The sequence below is a fragment of the Acinetobacter sp. YH12134 genome (genome assembly GCF_013418555.1).
Taxonomy (GTDB): Bacteria; Pseudomonadota; Gammaproteobacteria; order Pseudomonadales; family Moraxellaceae; genus Acinetobacter; species Acinetobacter indicus.
In genome coordinates this window covers 1-19758 of record NZ_VPBT01000019.1, presented here as the reverse complement: position 1 = coordinate 19758, position 19758 = coordinate 1, and the positions used below count along the sequence as shown (strand labels likewise).

17 protein-coding genes and 1 pseudogene are annotated in these 19758 nt (G+C 47.7%); 11 read left to right on the top strand and 7 right to left on the bottom strand.

Features of this window, described 5'->3' with window-relative positions:
* Positions 1 to 65: 65 nt before the first annotated feature.
* A complete protein-coding gene (locus tag FTU69_RS11170) occupies positions 66 to 1085 on the top strand; it encodes an alpha/beta hydrolase (RefSeq protein WP_005178627.1) in 1020 nt (339 codons plus the stop codon).
* Positions 1086 to 1110: 25 nt separating this feature from the next.
* Here the strand turns inward: FTU69_RS11170 and FTU69_RS11165 are convergent, their stop codons facing one another.
* From FTU69_RS11165 to FTU69_RS11150, 4 genes and pseudogenes are all read right to left on the bottom strand, one after another.
* The gene (locus FTU69_RS11165; protein ID WP_180103897.1) at positions 1111 to 2289 is read right to left on the bottom strand and encodes a benzoate/H(+) symporter BenE family transporter; all 1179 of its coding nucleotides are present in this window, start codon (positions 2287 to 2289) and stop codon (positions 1111 to 1113) included.
* A 108-nt stretch (positions 2290 to 2397) separates the two neighbouring features.
* Positions 2398 to 3051, bottom strand: a complete 654-nt coding sequence (leuE, locus tag FTU69_RS11160; RefSeq protein WP_104489198.1) for a leucine efflux protein LeuE — start codon at positions 3049 to 3051, stop codon at positions 2398 to 2400.
* A gap of 91 nt (positions 3052 to 3142) precedes the next feature.
* A complete protein-coding gene (gene tal / locus FTU69_RS11155) occupies positions 3143 to 4126 on the bottom strand; it encodes a transaldolase (RefSeq protein ID WP_005178624.1) in 984 nt (327 codons plus the stop codon).
* 95 nt (positions 4127 to 4221) lie between these two features.
* Positions 4222 to 5111, bottom strand: a pseudogene (locus tag FTU69_RS11150) (LysR family transcriptional regulator).
* Between the two features lie 98 nt (positions 5112 to 5209).
* Between FTU69_RS11150 and aceI the strand changes: the two are divergent.
* Positions 5210 to 5644, top strand: coding sequence for a chlorhexidine efflux PACE transporter AceI (gene aceI / locus FTU69_RS11145; protein WP_180103896.1), 435 nt, complete (start codon positions 5210 to 5212; stop codon positions 5642 to 5644).
* A 105-nt stretch (positions 5645 to 5749) separates the two neighbouring features.
* Here aceI and FTU69_RS11140 read toward each other — a convergent pair whose 3' ends face one another.
* Positions 5750 to 7261 carry an acetyl-CoA C-acetyltransferase gene (locus FTU69_RS11140; RefSeq protein WP_045795462.1) on the bottom strand — a complete coding sequence of 504 codons (1512 nt, stop codon included), beginning with the start codon at positions 7259 to 7261 and terminating at the stop codon, positions 5750 to 5752.
* 242 nt (positions 7262 to 7503) lie between these two features.
* On the opposite strand from FTU69_RS11140, the gene FTU69_RS11135 reads away from it, so the two are divergent.
* The 5 genes from FTU69_RS11135 to dnaX all read left to right on the top strand — a co-directional run bounded on the left by FTU69_RS11135 (position 7504) and on the right by dnaX (position 14026).
* On the top strand, positions 7504 to 8895 hold the full coding sequence (locus FTU69_RS11135) for a 3-oxoacyl-ACP reductase (RefSeq protein ID WP_016659064.1): 1392 nt from the start codon (positions 7504 to 7506) through the stop codon (positions 8893 to 8895).
* 165 nt (positions 8896 to 9060) lie between these two features.
* Positions 9061 to 9915 carry a MaoC/PaaZ C-terminal domain-containing protein gene (locus FTU69_RS11130; RefSeq protein WP_180103895.1) on the top strand — a complete coding sequence of 285 codons (855 nt, stop codon included), beginning with the start codon at positions 9061 to 9063 and terminating at the stop codon, positions 9913 to 9915.
* A 69-nt stretch (positions 9916 to 9984) separates the two neighbouring features.
* On the top strand, positions 9985 to 11250 hold the full coding sequence (locus FTU69_RS11125; protein ID WP_180103894.1) for a serine hydrolase: 1266 nt from the start codon (positions 9985 to 9987) through the stop codon (positions 11248 to 11250).
* A 71-nt stretch (positions 11251 to 11321) separates the two neighbouring features.
* Positions 11322 to 11765, top strand: a complete 444-nt coding sequence (locus tag FTU69_RS11120; RefSeq protein WP_180103893.1) for a copper resistance protein NlpE N-terminal domain-containing protein — start codon at positions 11322 to 11324, stop codon at positions 11763 to 11765.
* A 146-nt stretch (positions 11766 to 11911) separates the two neighbouring features.
* Complete coding sequence (gene dnaX, locus FTU69_RS11115; protein ID WP_180103892.1) at positions 11912 to 14026, top strand: DNA polymerase III subunit gamma/tau; 2115 nt, start codon at positions 11912 to 11914, stop codon at positions 14024 to 14026.
* Between the two features lie 24 nt (positions 14027 to 14050).
* Here the strand turns inward: dnaX and FTU69_RS11110 are convergent, their stop codons facing one another.
* Positions 14051 to 14488, bottom strand: coding sequence for a thioesterase family protein (locus FTU69_RS11110; RefSeq protein ID WP_127798842.1), 438 nt, complete (start codon positions 14486 to 14488; stop codon positions 14051 to 14053).
* Positions 14489 to 14560: 72 nt separating this feature from the next.
* A complete protein-coding gene (locus FTU69_RS11105) occupies positions 14561 to 15721 on the bottom strand; it encodes an iron-containing alcohol dehydrogenase (protein WP_005178603.1) in 1161 nt (386 codons plus the stop codon).
* Positions 15722 to 15839: 118 nt separating this feature from the next.
* Here FTU69_RS11105 and FTU69_RS11100 point away from each other — a divergent pair, with 118 nt between their 5' ends.
* The 4 genes from FTU69_RS11100 to FTU69_RS11085 are packed head-to-tail and all read left to right on the top strand — an operon-like array spanning position 15840 to position 19585.
* Complete coding sequence (locus FTU69_RS11100; RefSeq protein WP_005178601.1) at positions 15840 to 16346, top strand: low molecular weight protein-tyrosine-phosphatase; 507 nt, start codon at positions 15840 to 15842, stop codon at positions 16344 to 16346.
* Between the two features lie 15 nt (positions 16347 to 16361).
* Entirely contained in the window at positions 16362 to 17399 is a 1038-nt protein-coding gene (murB, locus tag FTU69_RS11095; protein WP_180103891.1) for a UDP-N-acetylmuramate dehydrogenase, read from the top strand.
* Positions 17400 to 17414: 15 nt separating this feature from the next.
* Positions 17415 to 18542, top strand: coding sequence for a YdcF family protein (locus tag FTU69_RS11090; RefSeq protein ID WP_180103890.1), 1128 nt, complete (start codon positions 17415 to 17417; stop codon positions 18540 to 18542).
* Entirely contained in the window at positions 18542 to 19585 is a 1044-nt protein-coding gene (locus FTU69_RS11085; RefSeq protein WP_005178596.1) for an alpha/beta hydrolase, read from the top strand. The genes FTU69_RS11090 and FTU69_RS11085 overlap by 1 nt, the downstream gene beginning before the upstream one ends.
* Positions 19586 to 19758: the final 173 nt, after the last annotated feature.

Below are 19758 nucleotides of genomic sequence, written 5' to 3'. Positions count from 1 at the left end.
CTGCGCGGCGGCTGCTTTATAGTGAAGAAAAATAAAACAGCTGTATAAACAGGAAGATGGGTGAAATGAAGTATCTGATGTTAAGTCTGTGCATGAGCTTGCTGCTGGTGCTGAGTGGCTGCCAAAGCACAGCCGGTAATAGCCGTATTATTGCTGGCGCATTTAATCTGACCACCCAATTGCAACAGAAACTGATGGATCGGGATGCACCGCAGCAGGTGCGGGTGCTGGAAAATATCCAGTATCAGCAAGATCCGGATTTAAGCCTGGATGTCTATTTGCCAGCACAGACACCTGATGATACCGGATTACGCCCGGCCGTGGTCTGGATTCATGGCGGTGGCTGGATTTCCGGTTCCAAAGCCCATGCGCGCGGTTATTTTAAACGGCTGGCAGATGCCGGTTATCCGGTGTTTTCACTGCAATATCAACTGGCGCCAGCGGCGACTTATCCCACCCAGTTACACCAGATTAATCAGGCACTGGCCTATATTCAGGAACATGGCGCGCTGTTTGGTGTTGATGCCGAGCAACTATTTCTGGCTGGAGATTCTGCCGGTGCCAATCTGGCCAGCCATTATGCAGCCTTGTTGAGTAATCCGGAATTTGCCGCGCATTCGGAATTTGTGCCGGTTCTGGCCTTAACACAGCTGAAAGGGGTGATTTTGCACTGCGGGATTTATGATTTACCGTATTTTATTAAAACCGCGCCGGATGAAATCAAAATTGTCGAGTGGGGCATTTATAACATGGTGCAGGCCTATACCGGCGACCGCAAACAGGATGCGGAATTTCTGCAGCAGATTTCACCGATTCAGCATATTACTCCCGCGTTTCCACCGGTATTTTTAAGTGGCGGCAATAAGGATTTTCTGACTGATACTCAATCTTTACCGCTGTTAGAGGTGTTAAAGCAGCAGCAGGTGCCAGTAAAAGCAGTATTTTATCCCGACTCTAAACGCTGGCTGATTCATGAATATCAGTTCTTAATGCATCTGCCCGAAAGCCAGCAGACTTTTGAGCAGACCCTGTCATTTCTGGCCGATTATAGTAAAGCGGATCAGACAGATAGATCCGCGCCCTAAAATCTGCTGGTCATCATGTTAGTCTTTAGGATTTGGCTTTCCAGGGAAATTTCATCACCAGTAACACCACCACACCGCAAACCAGTCCCCAGAAGGCCGAGCCAATGCCCCAGAACTGGATGCCTGAAGCGCTTAGTAAAAAGGTCATTAATGCGGCTTCCCGGTCATCGGCCTCTTTAAAGGCAATAAAGGCGTTATGGCCAATGGTGCCAAACAGGGCGATACCGGCCAATGCAGTAATCAGCACTGCCGGAAAAGACATCAGCAGGCTGGTTAAGGTGGCGGCAAACAAGCCCATCAGGATATAAAACAGGCCACAGCTAATGCCGGCAATATAGCGTTTTGATGGGTCCGGATGCACCTGATGATCCAGACTAACGGCGGCACTAATCGCTGCAATATTCACGCTATAACAGCCAAAAGGCGATAACACGGCCTGCGCGGTACCGGTCCAGCCGAGCAACTGATTAACATGCGGCTGATAGCCATAGCTTTTAATAATGGCGATGCCGGGTAAATATTGCGAGGCCAGATTAATCACCAGCAAAGGTAAAGCCAGACCTAAAATAGCGGGCAGGCTAAATTCCGGACTGATCCACACCGGTTGCGCCAATGACCAGCTCACCACAGGAAAATGGAAATCCAGTACCAGCGGGCACAGCAGCATCGCGGCAATTACGGTCAGCACAATGCTATAGCGTGGCCAGAAGCGTTTTGACAGTACATAGGCTGCTAGTAAAGACAGGATAAATGCCCATTCATGCTGAATGCTGGCGAACAAGGCAATGCCGAATTTTAGCAGTACGCCGGCCAGCATGGCGCTGGTCAGGCTTTGTGGAATATAGCGAAACAGACGTTCAAAAATCCCGAAAAAACCCAACAGTGCGGTCAGCACGCCGCACACCAGAAAAGCCCCAATGGCCTGATTCAGGCTATAACCACTGCCCGTGGCAATAATCAGGGCCAGCCCGGCGGTTGACCAGGACGTCGACACCGGATATTTGAATTTCCATGAGAGCAGCAAGCCCGACAGGCCAATGCCCAGACCCAAAGCCCAGAACCAGGAGGTAATCTGTTCGGCTGTGGCCCCTAAAGTTTGCGCCGCCTGAATCACCAGTACGGCAGAAACACTAATACCAATTAAAAAAGTGATAAATCCAGCAAAAACAGCCGGAATAGAAAAATCATGTATAAGCTTTTGCATAATCCGTTGCACAATAAAAATGGGAGAGAAAGCCGATAAATCATACGCCTTTCAATGGCCATCTAAAAGCTCAAATCTTTATCAGAAGTTAAAAATTTTGCTTGATTTTTATAGGGTCGAGCTGGCCAGTTTTAAGCCAAAACCACAAAACAGCAGGCCAACTGCGGCCACACCGGTCGCGGTAAGGCGGTAATTCCGGTTGAAATAGGTTGCCAGTTTCATTCCGGAAAAAATCAGAATTGACAGATAACTCATGCTGATGATTTGCAGAATAATGGCCAGCAGGGTAAAGGTCAGCGCCGGATAAGGATAGGCCGGATCAACAAATTGCACAAAAAAAGACAGATAAAACAGAATCGCTTTCGGATTTAAAATACTAATGGTTAATGCGGTGCGAAAAGGATGAACCTGTTCTGGCGTACTGCTGCTATTCTTGGTTTGAGTCGAGCGGCTTTTCTCGGGCTGCCAGGTGCGATAGGCGGCAATCATCAGACGTATGCCCAAATAACTTAAATACAGCGCGCCAATCATTTTCAGCGCTATAAACAGCCATGGAAAACTGTGTAGCACGGAGGCTGCGCCAAAGGCGGTACACAGGATTAAAATCAGGTCACCGGTATAAACGCCTAAAGCGCCCAGATAGCCGGCTTTAATGCCAAAGCGTGAGGCAATTGACATCACATATAAAGAGTTGGGGCCGGGCAGGATCACAATTAAAATGGTTCCAATAATGAACGTCATTACGTCAGTGATACCAAACACAGGAAATCCAGAGAACTAAAAAGGCCGATGCAGCATTATATAGCAACATCGGCCTGGAATACGCGCACAGCGGCGCGGCTAAACAGAAAAATTAAGCTTTAATTTCGGCATCAATACCAAAGCCTTGGCGCAATAACTGGCTTAACTGTTCACGCGCTTTAATAAAGCCATCAATACCGCTTTGCAGTAACTGGAAGGCCATTAAGTCATGTTCCAGCTGCTGTTTAAATTTCTCTTTTGTGATCGGCTCCAGCTCGCCTTGAGCTTCAATCGTGTCACTTGAGAGTTGTGCTGTGACTTCACGCTCATCCTGTTCCAGTTCGGCCAGCAGGTTGGGTGAAACGGTTAACAGGTCACAACCGGCCAGCGCCAAGACCTGATCAATACTGCGGAAGCTGGCACCCATGATTTCAGTCTTCACCGCATGCTGTTTGTAGAACTGGTAAATCTTTTTCACGGACAGCACACCCGGATCTTTTTCAATTGGGTAGTACATGACATTTTCGGCTTTTTTGTACCAGTCCAGAATACGCCCGACAAAAGGGGAAATCAGCGTGACGTTGGCATCAGCGCAGGCATGTGCTTGATGCAGACCGAACAGTAAGGTTAAATTGGTATGAATGCCTTCTGCTTCCAGCTGTTTTGCCGCCTGAATGCCTTCCCAAGTTGAAGCAATTTTAATCAGGATACGTTTCTGATCAATACCATATTCTTTATACAGCGCCAGCAGTTCTTTGGCTTTGGCAATGGTCGCATCTGTATCATAAGACAGTGAGGCATCTACCTCAGTCGATACACGGCCATCAATCAGTTTAAGAATTTCTACCCCGAACTTGACGGTTAAAATATCAATGGTGCGTTCAATCAGTTCGTCTTGCTGATAACCTTCTGCTTTGGCCTGATCAAAGGCTTCGGTTAAAAGCGGTTTACTGTCGGCCTGTTCAGCCGCCGCGGTAATTAAAGACGGGTTGGTTGTTGCATCTAAAGGACGAAACTTTTCAATGGCAGTTAAGTCACTGCTGTCGGCCACAATAGTTGTTAAGCGTTTTAATTGGTTTAAGGCGTTCTGTGTCATTGAATCCGCTTCTCTAGTTGTTCGGTTATTGCTTATGCAATTATTTATAACACAAACTGGATTTAACCCAAGTGAAAAGCGTTACAGATCAGTGTCTAATTTGTGCTTTTTCGTTGATTGCGCAAGTGATTAATCAAAAAACGAGCAGCCAGCCCCAGTTTGCTTTCACGGCTCCAGACCAGATCGACAAAATATTCAAACTTGGCGAGAAATCCAGAAAGTCCAAAACCTGTAGTTGCTGCTTTAAGTTCGGGTTTTCATCCAGCATTTGCAGCGGCAACACACCCCAGCCCAGACCCTGTAAAATTAACGAGCAGGCAGTATGATGATTATCAGTGCGCCAGTACTGTTTGGAAAATAACAGTTCCGGCTGAATACGACGGTCACGGCTGGCCACCACAATTTGCCGGCTGTGCAAAATAGCTTCAAAGCTGACCGGTGCCTGTTGAGCCAAGGCAAAATCTCGGACCGCCACCGGCACCAAGGCTTCGCGTTTCAGTTCTACAAACTGTTCGCCACTGTCGAGTTGTTCACGTTCAAACATTACTGCCAGTTGCGCCGACTGTTCGACCAGCATGTGCATGGCATCTTCCTGTGGCGCTGAAAATATATTGATCTGTAGCGTTGGAAATTCCAGCTGCAGCAGGGCAATGTATTGGGTCCAGTCGCTATGAATCAGCTCGGACACCACCACAATATTCAGTTCCGATTCCAGCCCTTCACTTAACGCTGCGGCATGCTGTTTCCACTGGTTCATTTCAACCAGCAGTTGTTCGGTCTTTTCATACAGCGTCAGCGCCTGTGCGGTGGGCACCGGTTCACGGCCGATGCGTTGAAACAGATTCAGGTTCAGGTCAATTTCCAGATTGGCAATTGACATACTTACTGCAGATGGCACTTTTCCCAGTTGCCGCGCCGCTGCGGAAAAAGAACCGCATTCAATCACGGTTTTAAAAATGATCAGCTGTTCCTGATTCACATTCATGGGCAGTAACCTGTCAATAATATTGAAAGATTCTAACTAGATTTGTCGATAATTTAAAAATAAGATGGCGACAATTGATGAAATGGATAAGGTTTAACATGCTGCTGTCGAAAAGAAGATTAATTCATGCCTTGAGTTATGAACTGATTTTACTGGTGATTATTGCCCTAGCTTTAAGCCTGATTTTCAAGATGCCGCTGGAAGTGACCGGTAGCCTGGGTGTGGCCATGGCAGTAACCTCGGTCTTGTGGAATATGCTGTTTAATCATTTTTTTGAAAAATTTGAAGCACGCAGACAGCTCCAGCGTACGGTGAAAGTACGGATTTTACATGCCATTAGTTTTGAGGGTGGCTTAATGTTAGCCACCATTCCAATGGTGGCCTATGCCATGCAGATGAGTCTGCCCGAGGCCTTTTTGCTGGATTTAAGCCTGACCTTATGTATTTTGGTCTATACCTTTATCTTCCAGTGGGGTTATGACGCGATTGAGGTACGTTTGGGCTATGCACCGGCCTATCGTGAGTCTGTTTAAAATACGTCTGATGAATTTAAGAGCAGACAATAAAAAGGTAATAAAACGTCCATAAAAAAAAGCCACTGCACCAGGCAGTGGCTTTTTCAGTGAAGGCAGGGGAAATTACTTCTCGACAATCGCTGTTACACCTTGACCGCCTGCAGCACAGATTGAAATCAGCACACGACCTGAACCTTTTTCATTCAGCAGTTTGGCAGCAGTCGCCAGAATACGTCCGCCGGTTGCAGCAAATGGGTGACCAGCAGCCAGAGAAGAACCTTTTACGTTCAGCTTGTTACGATCAATTGAACCCAATGGTGCTTCTAGACCTAAGCGATCTTTACAGAATTTTGGATCTTCCCAGGCTTTTAAGGTCGACAGCACTTGTGAAGCAAAAGCTTCGTGAATTTCATAGTAGTCAAAGTCTTGTAGAGTCAGACCGGCACGTTCCAGCATCCGTGGTACGGCATAGGCTGGCGCCATAAGCAGGCCTTCTTTCTTCTCGACAAAATCAACTGCAGCCGTTTCCTGGAAGGTTAAGTAAGCCAGTACGTCATGACCATTGGCTTTGGCCCATTCTTCAGAAGCAAGCAGAACACAAGATGCACCATCGGTCAGTGGGGTTGAGTTGCCTGCGGTCATGGTACGCGCATCACCTTTACCAAAAGCTGGTTTCAGTTTAGCCAGTTTCTCTACTGAAGAATCCGGGCGCAAGTTGTTGTCACGCTCTAAACCTAAGAATGGTGTGATCAGGTCATCAAAGAAACCTGCTTCATAGGCGGCTGCCATTTTCTGGTGTGAAGATGCAGCAAGTTCATCCTGCGCTTCACGCGAGATGCCCCATTCCAGCGCAGTAATCGCCTGATGGTCACCCATTGACAGACCGGTACGTGGTTCACCATTTTTCGGTGCATCCATCAGGTCTTTGATATTGATTTTGGTCAGCGCTTTTAAGCGGTCTTTACCGGTTTTGGCAATATTCAGCTCCAGCAGGGCTTTACGTAAACCGTCACCAAAAGCAATCGGGGCATCGGAAGTGGTATCGACACCACCAGCAATACCGACTTCAATTTGGCCCAGAGCAATTTTATTGGCCACTAAAAAAGCTGCCTGCAAACCGGTTCCACACGCTTGCTGAATATCGTAAGCAGGTGTTTCAGGAGCCAATTCAGTGTTCAGTACACACTCACGAGTCATGTTAAAATCACGGCTGTGTTTGAGTACGGCACCGGCAACGACTTCACCGAGGCGTTGGCCTTCTAAACGATAACGTTCTACCAGACCATTTAAAGCGGCGGTGAACATATCGATGTTTGAGGCAGTGAAGTAAGCGCCATTTGAACGTGCAAATGGAATGCGGTTACCACCGATAATCGCAACGCGACGGACAGTGTTTTGGCTCATGGTATTATCCTGTTGACCAGATGTTTCAGTTGTAGTTTCAGAAGGAGGAGGGGTTGTACTTTTTTTACGGGTAGATGCCGCACGGGTGCGTGCAGGTTTAGCCGCAGGGTTTGCTGACGAATTTGCCGTGCCAGAACTTTTGGTTGTACGCGTTGTACTTTTTGATGTATTTGACACAGTTTCTGTAGCAGAATTTTCGACCGCCGGATTTTCTTGAGTTGTTTTGCTCATAAGGCTTTTCCAAGCATGTTGATGATCTTCTTAGGGGTTACATTAGCATAATCTAGAATAGCCTGAATTGACTACAATGACATTGCAGAATGCTTTCAGGTCAAGTCATCTGTATATGATCTCAAGTATTATTCATAACAAACTGATCGATCTATTGAAATACAAAGTATCTGACATCATATTGAAGCTAAAGGATAACTTTAGATTAATCACAAATTCATTTTGTCTGAGAGATAATAATCATGACTGACCAATACCAAGCTTTTGCAAAATCTCCAATTGGTAAATTTGTCATTAAAAATTTAGGCCTGCCATCCCCAACTTTCCTTGAGCGTTTTGACAGCGCGACGCCTGTGGTCAAGGGTGCAGTTTTGTTGGGCGCAGCGCCGGAAAGCACATTATCAGGTGCAATTGCCCAGGTTCTGGCCAATATCCATGCCAACAGCTATGCCGGCAATAATGCAGAATTACAGCAGGCTGCTGCACAAGCCGGTTTAAACCTGTGTGCTTTTAACGCGGGCGATAAAGAATCTAAATTTAAAGCGGTGGTCTTTGATGCCTCAGGCATTCAGAACTCTGAACAGTTAAATGCGCTCTATAACTTCTTTAATCCGGTGGCGCGCCAGATTCAGGCCTCTGGCCGTGTAGTGGTGATCGGCACCACACCGGAAACCGCCAAAACGGTAAAACATGCAATTGCACAGCGTGCGCTGGAAGGCTTTGTTAAATCGGTCGGGAAGGAGTTTAAAAAAGGCATTGCCGCCAATCTGATTTATGTTGATGACGGCGCTGAAGCGAACCTGGAATCGAGCTTACGTTTTGCCTTGTCACCGCGTTCGGCTTATGTATCGGGTCAGGTGATTCGTGTTTCTAAAGCAGACACGGTCGATGTGGATTGGGCTAAACCACTGGCAGGTAAAACCGCGGTTGTAACTGGTGCCAGCCGTGGTATTGGTGAAGCGATTGCGCATGTATTGGCACGTGATGGCGCGCATGTGATTTGTCTGGACGTACCACAGCAACAAGCTGACTTGGACCGTGTTGCCTCTGAAATTGGGGGTTCAACCTTGGCAATTGATATTACCGCCGCTGATGCGGGCGAGCAGATTAAAGCGGCAGCTGCTGCACAGGGCGGTCTGGATATTATCGTGCACAATGCCGGTATTACCCGTGACAAGACACTGGCCAATATGAAGCCTGAACTGTGGGATCTGGTGATTAACATTAACCTGGCTGCTATTGAACGCGTGAACGACTATCTGCTGGAAAATGACGGTCTGAATGCCAATGGCCGTATTATCTGCGTATCGTCTATTTCAGGGATTGCCGGTAACCTGGGCCAAACCAACTATGCGGCATCAAAAGCAGGCGTAATTGGAGTGGTGAAATATACCGCACCAGTACTGAAAAATGGCGTGACCATTAACGCTGTGGCTCCGGGCTTTATTGAAACCCAAATGACTGCGGCCATTCCGTTTGCCATTCGTGAAGCGGGCCGCCGTATGAACTCGATGAGTCAGGGCGGTTTACCGGTTGATGTCGCAGAAACCATTGCCTTCTTTGCCTCAACTGCATCTACCGGTTTAAATGGTAACGTGGTGCGTGTTTGTGGTCAGAGTCTGTTAGGGGCTTAATATATCCCTCACTCGGAATCCCCCCTAAAATCCCTCTTTAATAAAGGGGGACTTCTCCTCCCTTTTTGAAGGGAGGTCGGGAGGGATTTGAGGGAATTAAAATAGAAAACCCAATTCTTATTAAAGAAAGGGTGATTTAAAAGATAAATATTCCAAAGGTTCAGTATGAATACTCGCCATTTTAGTCAACTTCCCAAGCCGTATTTAGCCTATCCAAAAGTGATTCAGGGCTTAATTTTTAAAAAGCCGAAGGGTGAAAAAGTTCTGCCGCAAGTTGAATATGTGGTGGATTCATTCAAGGTCGACCAGAAACATCTGAAAGCCTATAACGAAGTCTGTGGTTTTAAAAATAACGGCTATATTCCGGCCATTTATCTGGCGGTGTTATCGCAAAGCCTGCAAATGCACATGATGACTGCGGAAGCTTTCCCATTTCCGATTTTAGGTCTGGTGCATATCCGCAATCAGCTCAAGCAATACCGTAAAGTTGGCGTGAATGAGCAGCTGACTTTATCCTGCAAGTTTGGTGAATTGCAGCCACATGACAAAGGCGTACAGTTTGATTTTATCACCACTGCTAAAGTTGGTAATGAAGTGGTGATGGAAGGTTTAACCACCTATTTGTCACGTCAGAAAACTGGCAGCAAGCCCGCGGCCAAAGCAGCAGAAAGTGCCGTACCGGATTATGTGCCGGCAGGACAATGGGATGTGTCGGAAAATACCGGTCGCCGTTATGCGATGACATCGGGAGATTTTAACCTGATCCATATTCATGCGTTAACCGCCAAAGCCTTTGGTTTTAAACAGGCCATTGCACATGGTATGTGGAGTAAAGCCAAAGCGCTGGCCAATATCCAGTTGCCAGATGCGTATGAAGCTGATGTCTGGTTTAAGTTGCCAATGTATCTGCCATCTCAGGTGGAATTCTTGACGGCGCAGCAGGCACAAAATACTGACTTCCTGATTCGCAGCAAAAAGAATCAGAAGCCGCATGTCAGCGGTAGCATTCGCCCACTTTAAGTCATAGCGCCTAAGTCCAAACCGGATTTAGGCTTTTTTCATTGTTCACCATATTGCTGGAAAGGATGCATGAACAGCGTAAAAGATTATCTGCGTGCAGATATTCAGAATTATCGTGGTTCAGTGGAAGAACCATTTAAAGATTTGGCCCATCTATTTAGCCGTTTTCAGGATGCCCGCTCAACGCAAGGCGGCGCTGCGCTGGTGGTTTATTTTCAGGGTCATAAAGTCGTTGATATTTATACCGGTCAAAAATCTGCCAATGAGGCCTGGCAGCCGGATAGTCTGTCGGTCTGCTATTCTACCGGAAAAGGCGTGCTGGCCACGCTGGCACATATTCTGGTGAGTCAGGGGCGGCTGGATTATGATGTGCCGGTGGCTGAATATTGGCCAGAATTTGCAGCGCAGGGCAAACAGCAGCTGACTTTAAGAGAGATGCTGTGCCATCGCAGTGGTTTATACGATATCCGTAACCTGATTGCCGATGCCTCGGAAATGGCCGACTGGTCGCATATGCTGGAGGTCATTGCCGCGGCCAAACCGCGTTTTCTGCCGAACAGTGATGCAGCCTATCAGCCCCTGACCTTTGGCTGGCAGGTCGGTGGTGTCTTGGAAAAAGCCTGTAATGAAAGCTTGGCTGTATTGATGCAGCGTCATTTAAGCGAGCCATTGGAATTAAACGGAGCTTATTTTGGCGTGCCGGTAGAGCAGTTGGCGCGGGTAGCGCGACCGTTTGCCACATCTCAGCCCGCCCAATCTGCCCAGCCTCCCAAAAAACAGGCTGCTGCTAAACCTGCACGTACCGCATCGCCTTTAGAAAAGCTGCTGGCCTTCAGTGGGCAACATCCGCAAGATTTTCAGGATGCCATGATTCCCAAAGGCATGAAGAAATTTTCATTCTTTAGTGATGCCGGTTTACAGGCGATTGTGCCGGCAGCCTCCGGGGTATTTACGGCACAAAGTCTGGCCAAAATCTATGCCATGCTGGCGCAGGGTGGCCAATGGCAGGGGCAGCGACTGATTTCACCACAGGTGTTTCAGGTCCTAAGTCAGGTACAATATACCGCCCGTGACCGGGTGATGCCGCTGCCAATGCATTGGCGTTTGGGCTATCACCGCATTTTGAGCTTGGGCAAGTCGGCATCGTCAGGTTTTGGTCATATTGGTTTTAATGGTTCAGGGGCCTGGTGTGATCCAGAGCGGAATTTAAGTTTTGCTTATACCCATAATTTTCCGACCGGTTCCATCACCGGCGATTATCGCTTGTGGGGATTAACCCAGGAAACCTTACGCTGTGCCGATGGTGTTTTAAAAGGCCGAAAGGGCTGGTTTTAAACAGTTTGAGATGATTTTGAGCCTATCCTTGTGCTATGTTCTGGCACTAGTCAATTTGATGTTGTGCAAAGATGAAAAAAGTCATTTTGATTCCGCTGGTCGCCAGTTCAGTTGTACTCGGATGTCAGGATCAAAACTCAACTCAATCCCAAACCGTGGTGGAATCTAAGAGCGCAATTCCTGCGTGGGTCGGTGAGTTCAAAGGCACTACGCCTTGTATGGGCTGTTTGTCGCGCTGTGATGATTGTCCGGGAATGGCAGAATCTTTAGAACTTCATCAGGATGAAACTTATACCTTGGTGCGTGAAAGTATGAGCGGGCACAATACACCGGAAGTGATTCAAGGGCGGATTCGCTTTGCAGATGCGTCGCGTCAGCAGCTTGAACTGCTGCAAGTCAACACCCGAAATTTGTTATATGTCGATCTTGAGAAACAATTGCTCGAGATTCGTGTAGATCAAACAGGCAAACGCTATCAAATGCAAAGTGATTTTATTCTGGCCAAGTCTGTTTAAATACTGGCTAATCATTTGCTAAATATACTGATTTTTAATCCCTTTTTTGCTGGCGCGAACAAGGGATTTTTCTTTGGAAGCGCCCGTCATTTATTTCACTATTTACTAAAAAAACAGTATGCTTAGACCTGTAAAAAGGAGCATACATGTATCAGGTACTTGCGCGTAAATATCGTCCACGTAATTTTAATGAGCTGGTGGGGCAAAATCATGTTTCTCGTGCACTGACCAGTGCCTTAGAGCGTGGCCGTTTACACCATGCCTATCTGTTTACCGGGACTCGTGGGGTCGGGAAAACCACCATTGCGCGTATTTTGGCCAAATGCCTGAACTGTGAAACAGGGGTGACCTCCACACCGTGTGAAGTTTGTCCGACCTGTAAGGCGGTGAATGAAGGCCGTTTTATTGATTTAATCGAGATTGATGCGGCATCACGTACCAAAGTGGAAGATACCCGCGAACTGCTCGATAATGTGCCGTATGCACCGACACAAGGCCGCTTTAAAGTCTACCTGATTGACGAAGTGCATATGCTCTCGACGCACTCTTTCAATGCCTTGCTAAAAACGCTGGAAGAACCGCCAGAGCATGTTAAATTCCTGTTTGCCACCACCGATCCGCAGAAGCTTCCGATTACGGTCATTTCACGCTGCCTGCAATTTACCTTGCGTCCTTTGGCAGTAGATGAAATTACCGAGCACCTATCTTCAATTCTCAGCAAAGAGCAGATTCAGGCCGAGCAGGATGCAATCTGGCAAATTGCTGAATCGGCACAAGGTTCATTACGGGATGCCTTGTCCTTAACCGATCAGGCCATTGCCTATGGTCAGGGTGAAATTCATCATCAGGATGTCAAAGACATGCTGGGGCTGATTGACCGCACCATTATTTATGACCTGATTCTAGCGATTCATCAGAACCAACCTGCACGCGTGAGCGCACTGTTAATACAGTTCCGTCAGCAGGCGCTGGATGTATCACTGGTGCTGGATCAGCTGATTTCGACCTTGCATGAACTGGCCTTATTGCAATATCTGCCAGATTTAAGCCTGAAATATAGTGCCGAAATTAACCAGAAAATTACCCAGCTGTCGCAGCGCATTTCGGCTCAGGATTTACAGCTGTATTACCAGATTGCCAGCAAAGGTCGCGCAGATTTACAGCTGGCGGTTACCCAGGAGCAGGGCTTTGAGATGTGCGTGCTGCGTCTGCTGGCTTTCCGTCCCTTACAGCCAAATGAAGTGCCCTTGACGCAGGTCAGCGCACAAAGCAACGCAGTTGCTGCAGCACCGGTAGTCGAGTCAGCTACCGCGCAGCCTGAACCGGTGCATCCCGTTGTTTCAGCTGAGGATGAATTAGAAGCTGAAACTGCTGCTATAAACCCACCCGTTGCTGAACCATCATCAGATGATTTTCTGCAAGATGAACCGCTAGAGGTTGCTGAAGTTCCATCTCCATCCGAACCAGACCATCCGGTGACTACACCGGCAGAAGCGGCATCTGCGCAGATGATTTTTGATCCGGCGGCAGATGAAGTGCTGTTTGATTTAGATGAAGATGATCGTGCTGATCAGCCGGAAACGCAGGATGAGGCCAGCAGTGATGATTTCCTGTTTGATGAAATTGCCCCTTTACCAGAAACCACTCCTGCGCAGCCGATTCAACAGCCTGCTGAACTTGCAGCACCGGTTTCGTCTGTCGCACAACAGCCTGAGCTGACACATCCACAGGATTCCAGCCCGCAAGACAGTTTATTTGCGCAGCCAGCACCGACGTCATCCGTCAACCAGCCTGTCGTTGCTGCTGTAGACAATACCGCTATTCCACGTGCTGATCAGCGCCTGATGCCGCAAGATATTCTGCAACTGCCGGTGCAGTCCTTAGAGGGCGAATGGAGTGTGGAAAAATGGGAATACTGGTTCCGTAATAGTGATTTATCACCGGCAGTTCAGGAACTGGCCCAACACGGCCTGATGACCGGCCAGATTGAAGCTGAGTCGGTTTTCCATATTCCGGAGCAGTATCAGCAATTGTTAAATTCGCAGTTACAGCATTTAGAAGCAGCGCTGAAACAGCAGTGGCCGAACAGCTTCCTGAAAGTGCAGTATGGACAGGTCACAGAGGTGACACCGTATAGCTTGCAGCAGGAACGTAAAGTACGTGCTTATCAACGCGCCAGTGAGCTGCTGCATCAGGAGCCGCAGGTTAAATCGCTGCTCGAAAGTTTTGATGGCGAATTGCAGAATATCCAGTTGAAATAACCACCGTCAGACCATTTCAACCGTTTATTGAGAACGCAGATAAGACAACAGGGCATTCCGCATTTCGCTTGGAATCGGGGTGCTTTTACGTTGCTGCGCATCGACAAAAACATGCACCATATGTCCTTGAGCTGAAGCCTGCTGTTGATGCTGCTTGAAAATTGCCAGATCATATTTCAGCGAGCTGTTGCCCAGCGCTGCAATCGCCACACCGACCTCAATCACTTCTGGATAACTCAGCTCGGCTAAAAAGCTGCAGCCAGAGTCTACCACCAGCCCCATAATCTCGGCCTGATGAATATTCAGTCCGGCTTTCTCAATCAGCAGCGCATTGGCAGCGGTATCGAAGTAGCTGTAATACATGACATTATTGACATGACCATACATGTCGTTGTCTGACCAGCGGGTTTGAATCGGTAAAAAGAAGGTGTATTGATCGCGGGTTTTGGCTACCGGTTTCATAAAAAGACGTCATCCCTGAATAGATCGAAAATTTATATTTTTGATTTACCACAACTTAAAATAGCTTCAGCCTTATTGATAAATCGCCTGATAAATGGCCAATGCATCCTGTTTTTCCATGTCGCGTGGATTATTTTGCAGCAGGCGGGTTTGTAACATGGCATCCTCGGCCAGCTGTTCCAGCATGTTTTCAGGTACATTCAGGGCATTCAGTTTTAAGGTCAGACCACTGCGGTCCAGATAGTTTTGCATGTGGTCAATAAACAGATCGCACAAACCATCTACACAACCTTTACTGGATGGGTCGAGCAAGGTCATCAATTCGGCATACTGCTGCTTGGCGGCTGGTGCATTAAATTTCAGCACTTCGGTTAAGACCAGCGCATTGCTGTGCCCATGCGACAAATGAAAATGTCCACCCAGCGGATAGGCCAGTGCATGGACTGCTGCCACCGGTGCATTGGCAAAAGCCTGTCCGGCCAGCATCGAGCCGACCAGCATATTCTGACGGGCTTCCATGTTGTTACCATCTTTTAGCACCAGATGCAGATTCTGGTTCAGCAGTTTAAGTGCCTGAATCGCCAGCATATCGGCATAAAAGTTCTTTTTGTGTTTGGAGGTATAGGCTTCAATGGCATGTACCATTGCATCAATACCGGTGGCGGCCGTAATGTGCGCCGGCAGGTTTTGGGTAAAGTTGGCATCTAAAATGGTGACATCGGCATACAGGGCAGCAGACACAATGCCGGTTTTGGTGGTTTCGCCGGTGGTGACAATGGAAATGGGCGTGACTTCCGAGCCGGTGCCGGCCGTGGTTGGAATTAGAATAAGAGGCAAACGCGGTTTTTGCGCCTGATTGACGCCATACATGTCATGCAGTTGCTGTTTTTGTTCAGGATGGGCCAGCAGGGCAATAATTTTGGCCACATCCAGCGAGCTGCCACCCCCAAAACCAATGACTGTATCTATCTGGTTTTGCCGGGCGAATTCGGCGGCTTCCAGCACAATATGTTCCGGTGGATCGGCCTGTACGCTGGCATAAATGCGGTAATCACATTCGGCAGCTTCGAGAGTTTCCAAAACAGGTGCATGCAATTGTAATTGCACCATTCCCGGATCGGTCACCAGCAGCACACGTTGATTGTTCTGTTCAGTCAGGAGGGCTTTGAGCTGTTGGATGCTGCCCAGTCCGGCAATAATGTTGGGCACAGTCTGGAATTGAAATGGGCTCATACGCTTTATCCTTAATTTTTATACTTAAATCAACATTTATCTATAGTGACAATATAGGATTCATCCTGCAAATAACTTAACATAAGACACTTTAAAAGAAAGCAGTTTTGAGGTTGTTATGTCATCCAGAACGCCATACAAGGTGTTATGTGTCTGTTTGGGCAATATCTGCCGTTCACCTACCGCGGAAGTGGTGTTCAGACATTATTGTGATGCACAGCAACTGAATATCTGGGTCGATTCTGCCGGCACCAGTAATTATCATCCGGGCAAAGCACCCGATGCGCGCAGCCAGCAACATGCTTTGCAGCGTGGCTATGATTTATCTGCCTTGCGTGCCCGTCAGTTAACCACGCGCGATTTTCTAGATTTTGATCTGATTCTGGCGATGGATCAGGAAAACCTGCAAAATATTCAGCATTTAAAGCGTCATGCGGCCGAAGAATATGGTGCAGAACTGCTACGTGCAAAAGTGGCGCTAATGAGCGAACATGATCCACAATATCCACGTCATGAAGTGCCTGATCCTTATTATGGCGAAGCCGATGGCTTTGAACGCGTGCTGGATCAGTGTGAGTCCAGCGCACAGGCCTGGATCAATATTTTAAAAACAGAATTGGCTTAAATCAGGTTTAAGAATATGAACATTCAACATCAGGTCCAGCTTAAGCCTTTTAATACCTTAAATCTGGCTGCAAATGCGTCTCATTATATTAAGGTGCATTCTACCGATGATTTAATTGCGGCCTTAAATTATGCCAAGTTGCAGCAGCTGAATGTGCTGATTTTATCGGGCGGCAGTAATATGCTGCTGCCAGAGCAGATTCAGGCGCTGGTGTTACATATGGATATTCAGGGCATTGAATTCCTGAATGAAGATGACAATTTCAGCACCATTCGCGTCGGTGCGGGTCAGGTCTGGCATGATTTTGTGCTCTGGACCACCACGCAGCAGTTATTTGGCCTGCAAAATCTGGCCTTAATTCCCGGTCTGATCGGTGCATCGCCGGTGCAGAATATTGGTGCCTATGGGGTTGAGGTCGGTGAATTTATTGAATCGGTACAGGTTTATGACCGCTATAACGGTCAGTTTAATTCGATTCTGGCCAGTGACTGCCATTTTGCCTACCGTCACAGTATTTTCAAAGAAAATCCAAACCGCTATATCATCACCCATGTCACGTTCAAGCTGCGGAAACAGCCGGACTTGAAACTGAATTATGGCGATTTAAAAACCGCTGTGGGTGATGAGCAAACCGCTGAAAACCTGCAACGCCAAGTGATCCAGATCCGTCAAAGTAAACTGCCAGATCCGCAGCAATTTCCAAATGTCGGCAGCTTCTTTAAAAATCCGGTGGTGACTGCCGCGGTCTATGAACAGCTGGCGACTCAATTCCCGAACATGCCGCATTATCCGCAGCCCGAAGGCCAGGTCAAAATTGCGGCTGGCTGGCTTATTGATCAGGCCGGCTGGAAAGGGAAACAGCTGGGCATGGTTGGTATGTTTCACAAGCAGGCGCTGGTGCTTGTCAATTATGCCAATGCGACCCTGGCCGATGTTCAGGCAACATATCAGGCAGTACAGCAGGACGTGTACCAAAAATTTGGGATACACTTAGAACCAGAACCGGTGCTGTTTAATGACGCCGGGCTGATTATTCCCCACAATACCTTTTAATCAGGTTAGGCATTTATGAATAGAACTCACTGGATGGTGCGTATCGTACAAATGGCGGCTGTGCTATTTGTGCTGATGGGCTGTCTGGTGGTTTTTATCTATTCGCCGTTTTATTCCAAGTTTGTGATAAAAGTGCTGAATACCATTGTGCCGGTGGAGGTCAATGAAGTGGCTGCACAAAGCCAGCAGATGGGGGCACTGACCGATCAGGAAAATCTGGAACCTGGCTCGAATTTGTGGATTGCCCGGCAAGCTTATTTAAAAGTGATAGAAGAAGAGATTCAGGCCAAAAATTCACAGAATCTCACCATCATTCAGGCACGCTATAAAGCCTTGCAGGCTTTAATTCAGGATGAGCAGCGCAGTCAGCAGGAACAAGAGCAGGACAGCACACCGCAAATTCCATTGCTGGCCGATGTTTCCGCATCTGAGGCGCAACTTGCACAGCCTTCACAGCAGTTACAGGATTTATTGGAGTTAGACAGCTCTGAAAATCAGGCCCTAATGGAACAGTATCTGAAATTTTTAAGAACCCATGAAGTGGCAGCGGTTGAAACCGTACCGGTTGATGAAGAAATTTTTCAGGATATCGCACTGATTCAACAACAAAATATCCAAAAGCCGCAAATAACTTCCCAGCCGTATGCAATTGTGGTTCTGGGCGGCGGTCTGACCTTACATGAAAATCAAAAAGATATTATTGTGAATAACTACACACGACTACGTTTAGAAAAAACCTTAGAAATTGAAAAACAGTATAAATTACCCATTGTGCTGAGCGGTGTTGAAGCACCTTATATGCAGAAATGGCTGGCAGAACGCGGGGTTGAAGCCAACTTGCTGGAAGATCGCAGTATGAACACCTGTGAAAACTCGCGTTTTAGTTCCTTGCTGCTACAGAAAAAAGGCGGCGCACCAACGGTGATTTTAATCACCGATCAATATCACATGCCGCGCACACGCCGTTTGTTTGCCTTAAACGGCATTGAAACCGTGCCGGTGGTCGCGCCAATTCCAACCGAGTTGACCCAATGGCAGCCTAGTGAGCAGAACTATGATCATAGCCGCCGTGCCAATTATGAAATGCTGGCCACCATCCGCGATATGCTGTTTGGTTCGAGCGACTGCCGGGAGGTGCCATAATGCCGAATATCCCGTTTTTAAATCCGAGTGTGCTGAAACAGCTGGATTTACCGGTTCCTAGCCGCGATACCACGCCGCAGGTGCTGGAGCCTTTAAACCTGAACCGGCCTTATGCGCCCACGGTGGATATTCAGGCCTATCGCCAGCTTTACGGTTTTGACAGCTTAGAGTGCGAGCATTGGCAGGGTTATGTGCAAATGCCGCTGTTTAAACTGCATGTGCAGGTGTTTCAGCCTAAACTTGAAGCGGGCAAGCTGGAAAAAAGCAAAGGTACGGTGTTTTTACTGCATGGCTATCTGGAGCACAGCGGCATTTATCAGCCGATTGTCAAAGAAATTCTGGAGCAGGGCTTTAGTGTCTTGACTTATGATTTGCCCGGCCATGGTTTAAGTAATGGCTCGCCCGCCAGTATCCAGAATTTTGATCATTACCAGCAGGTGCTACACGCCATTTACCAATATGTGCGCAATGCCGATCAATTGCCTAAGCCTTGGCTAGGGGTAGGGCAAAGTACCGGTGGTGCGATCTGGATGCATCATTTACTGGAATTTGCCGAGCGCCGGGAGAATCCGTTTGTTGAGCGGGTGCTGTTACTGTCACCTCTCATCCGTCCGGCCAAAAGTGCCTGGTGGCATAATTCAGTGGGCCTTGGGATTATCCGCCGGATTAAACGCGAAGTGCCACGCCATTTTAGACGCAATAACCATAACCCGGAATTTTTACGTTTTGTGCGCTTAAAAGATCCGTTACAACCACGCATGATGGGCATGGACTGGATTCTGGCCATGTCCAAATGGATGCTGGAAATGGAGCAGCGACCAGCGTGCCGGATTCCGGTGTGGCTGGCCCAGGGCGCGCAGGATCAGACTGTGGACTGGCGCTATAACATCGAGTTTATCCGGCGTAAATTCCGCCTGCAAACCTTGCTGATGCTGGAAGAAGGGTCACATCAACTGATTAATGAACGCCCGGATATTCGTGCGGCCTTAACCGGTTTGATTCCCGCCTTTTTACATGCTTCGAATTCCAAGACTTATTATTAAGCTTTCCTCCATTTCATAAAAAAGAGGCCTGAGCCCACTGCTGTCTCATAGTTTGCTTTAAATAAAAAAACCTGAGTCCTAACAGTTAAAATATGAGTGCAAACAAACACTTTAACGACCAGGATTCAGGTTTTGTCACATCAGAATACCGTATTTCATGAGCTAATTAAACC

Coding starts and splice junctions, on each gene's coding strand:
- FTU69_RS11170 (WP_005178627.1), top strand. CDS start 66: ATGAAGTATCTGATGTTAAGTCTGTGCATGAGCTTGCTGCTGGTGCTG.
- FTU69_RS11165 (WP_180103897.1), bottom strand. CDS start 2,289: ATGCAAAAGCTTATACATGATTTTTCTATTCCGGCTGTTTTTGCTGGA.
- tal (WP_005178624.1), bottom strand. CDS start 4,126: ATGACACAGAACGCCTTAAACCAATTAAAACGCTTAACAACTATTGTG.
- aceI (WP_180103896.1), top strand. CDS start 5,210: ATGCTGCTGTCGAAAAGAAGATTAATTCATGCCTTGAGTTATGAACTG.
- FTU69_RS11140 (WP_045795462.1), bottom strand. CDS start 7,261: ATGAGCAAAACAACTCAAGAAAATCCGGCGGTCGAAAATTCTGCTACA.
- FTU69_RS11135 (WP_016659064.1), top strand. CDS start 7,504: ATGACTGACCAATACCAAGCTTTTGCAAAATCTCCAATTGGTAAATTT.
- FTU69_RS11130 (WP_180103895.1), top strand. CDS start 9,061: ATGAATACTCGCCATTTTAGTCAACTTCCCAAGCCGTATTTAGCCTAT.
- FTU69_RS11125 (WP_180103894.1), top strand. CDS start 9,985: ATGAACAGCGTAAAAGATTATCTGCGTGCAGATATTCAGAATTATCGT.
- FTU69_RS11120 (WP_180103893.1), top strand. CDS start 11,322: ATGAAAAAAGTCATTTTGATTCCGCTGGTCGCCAGTTCAGTTGTACTC.
- dnaX (WP_180103892.1), top strand. CDS start 11,912: ATGTATCAGGTACTTGCGCGTAAATATCGTCCACGTAATTTTAATGAG.
- FTU69_RS11110 (WP_127798842.1), bottom strand. CDS start 14,488: ATGAAACCGGTAGCCAAAACCCGCGATCAATACACCTTCTTTTTACCG.
- FTU69_RS11105 (WP_005178603.1), bottom strand. CDS start 15,721: ATGAGCCCATTTCAATTCCAGACTGTGCCCAACATTATTGCCGGACTG.
- FTU69_RS11100 (WP_005178601.1), top strand. CDS start 15,840: ATGTCATCCAGAACGCCATACAAGGTGTTATGTGTCTGTTTGGGCAAT.
- murB (WP_180103891.1), top strand. CDS start 16,362: ATGAACATTCAACATCAGGTCCAGCTTAAGCCTTTTAATACCTTAAAT.
- FTU69_RS11090 (WP_180103890.1), top strand. CDS start 17,415: ATGAATAGAACTCACTGGATGGTGCGTATCGTACAAATGGCGGCTGTG.
- FTU69_RS11085 (WP_005178596.1), top strand. CDS start 18,542: ATGCCGAATATCCCGTTTTTAAATCCGAGTGTGCTGAAACAGCTGGAT.